The sequence below is a fragment of the Kaistella sp. genome, from assembly GCF_049588135.1.
Classification (GTDB): domain Bacteria; phylum Bacteroidota; class Bacteroidia; order Flavobacteriales; family Weeksellaceae; genus Kaistella.
Window position 1 is genome coordinate 1 of record NZ_JBAVFG010000143.1, and the last position, 2643, is coordinate 2643.

1 protein-coding gene and 1 pseudogene are annotated in these 2643 nt (G+C 35.2%); both read left to right on the plus strand.

What is annotated here, in order from left to right; genetic code table 11:
• Positions 1–715: pseudogene (locus tag WBY99_RS08420) on the plus strand (hypothetical protein); the annotation flags it as partial.
• Positions 716–865: 150 nt separating this feature from the next.
• Entirely contained in the window at positions 866–2638 is a 1773-nt protein-coding gene (locus WBY99_RS08425) for an aminopeptidase P family protein (protein ID WP_423975888.1), read from the plus strand.
• The last annotated feature ends 5 nt before the right edge of the window (positions 2639–2643 follow it).

A 2643-nucleotide genomic window follows, 5' to 3' on the forward strand; every position in this document is an offset into this window, starting at 1 on the left:
AAAAAGCGGTGAAATTGAAAATTTAGAAAAAACGACATGGGAACTCTACAAAAAAATGGGTGCAAGTGGAGATTATACTGATTTTAAAACAGAAATCTCTAAAAGCTTAGAGCAGGAGTTATATGAAACCACAGCAGCACTACTTATTGACTCTGAAAAAGCAGAAGATGCACTTTCGTTAATTGAAAAAGGATTGAAGAAATTCCCCACAAATTCTAAATTATCAGAACTTCAAGGAACTGCTTATTTCAAGTCTGGAAAAACCAATGAATTTGTAAACAATCTAAAAGCACAATTAGCAAAAAATCCTAATGATGCAAACAATTGGTATAATTTAGGAGTTTTACAAAGTAAAGATCCAGCAACAGAAGCAGATGCCGTGGCTTCTTATAAGAAAGCAGTAGAGCTTAATCCGAATTTGACCGTAGCTTGGCAGAATCTAACATATCTGACCATGGGTGATGATGCAAAATCTATTGATGATTACAACGCTGCAAGAAAAGCAGGTAAAATCGAGCAAGCTAATAAAATTATTGAAGCACGAAGAACAAGATTAGCAGCAGCTTTGCCTTATGCAGAAAAATGGTATCAAAGCGATGCTAGCAATTTAGATGTGGTAAGTTTGTTAAAAGGATTGTATTTGTCCAATAAAAACGAGGCGAAACATCAGGAATTTAAAGCAAAAGAAGCTGCGATGAAAGCGACTCAAAAATAAAATCTAAATCAATTAGATAGACTAAAATATACCGGATTAAGTTTCGGTATATTTTTTTTGAGTTTAAATCTAGACTTTTATCAAAACTTTATAACCCATCTTTTTCTCAATCCTCATTTTCTTCGTAAATTCACGTCAAATTTAGAACTTATGACTTCATCAGAAAAAATAGGGGCACTTCGCCAAAAAATGTCAGAAAATAATATCGATGCTTTTATCATTTATTCCGCAGATCCTCACATGAGTGAATATTTACCCGCAGAATGGCAGGAAAGATCTTGGCTTTCAGGTTTCACTGGTTCCGCAGGATTCGTTGTTATCACAAAAAACAAAGGCGGTTTATGGACTGATGGACGATATTTTGTACAAGCCCCAAAAGAATTAGCAGGTTCTGGAATTGACCTTTTTAAAGATGGAATGGACAGAACTCCGAATTATATCGACTGGATTAATTCTGAAATTCCAGAAAATGGAAAAGTTGCCGTAAACGCAATCGCAACCTCTCATACCAATTGGGAAATGCTCTCGGAAAAATTATCTGCTAATGGAAATCAATTGGTCGATTTACCTTTATTAAAAGATATTTGGACCAACAGAAATCCTAATGCTAAAAAGAATCCTATATTCGTTCAACCCATCGAAAGAGCAGGAAAATCAGTGACCGATAAATTGATTGATATTCGCAATAAAATGGAAGAATTGGGTTCATCGGTTCACCTAATTTCCAGTTTAGATGACGTTGCCTGGACTTTAAATTTGAGAGGAAGCGATGTACAATCAAATCCAGTATTTTTAGGATATATTATTTTAACGAAAAATGAAGCAAAACTCTATGTCGATTTAGAAAAATTAGAGGTAGAATCGAGAAAACAATTAGACGATTCTTGTGTGAAAATGCTTCCTTATGAAGAGTTTTTTAATGATTTAAAAAATATCAACGACGAAAAAATATTGATTTCACCAAACAGTAATCAATTGATCTTCGAAGCTTTAAAAGCAAATAATACTTTTATTAAAGCACCCGTTCCAGGAAACTTAATGAAAGCCATCAAGAATAAAACGGAAATTGAAGGTTTCAGAACCGTGATGCAACGAGATGGAGTAGCGATGGTGAAATTCCTATATTGGTTAACCAATCAAGCAGGAAAAGAAGCCATGAACGAGTTTTCTATTGGCGAGAAACTAAGAGGTTTCCGTGCAGAAGGAAAAAATTTCGTGGGCGAAAGTTTTGGCAGCATCGTAGGTTACAAAGAAAATGGTGCAATCATGCATTATTCTGCAAAAAATGAAGATTGCAAAGACGTGACGAATGAAGAAACCATTTTGGTCGATTCAGGTGGTCAATATTTAGAAGGAACTACCGATATCACAAGAACTTTGGCGTTGGGAACTGCTTCTGAAGAATTCAAACACAATTGCACTTTAGCATTGAAAGGTTTAATTCAACTTTCAATGATAAAATTCCCGAAAGGAACACGCGGCGTTCAACTCGATGCCTTTGCGAGACTGGCTTTATGGCAGGAAGGAAAAGATTTCAACCACGGAACCGGACATGGCGTTGGAAGTTTCATGAATGTACATGAAGGACCACAAAATATCCGAAAAGATATGAATCCGCAAGAACTCATTCCAGGAATGGTTTTGTCTAATGAACCTGGTTTTTACTACGACTATCATTATGGGATTCGTCACGAAAATCTAATTGCTGTTAGAGAATTGGAAACGACCGATTTCGGAACTTTCTATGATTTTGAAACTTTAACAATTTGTCCGTTTGATAGAAATGTAATTACCACTGAATTACTGACACAACCAGAAAAAGATTGGTTAAATAATTACCACAACTGGTGCAAAGAAAAATTAGAAAATGATTTGGAAGGCGAAATAAAAGCTTGGTTCCTCGAACAAGTAAAACCATTATAAAAAGA

Bases quoted from the DNA above. Each gene is read 5' to 3' on its own strand.
- WBY99_RS08425 (WP_423975888.1), top strand. From the start codon at position 866: ATGACTTCATCAGAAAAAATAGGGGCACTTCGCCAAAAAATGTCAGAA.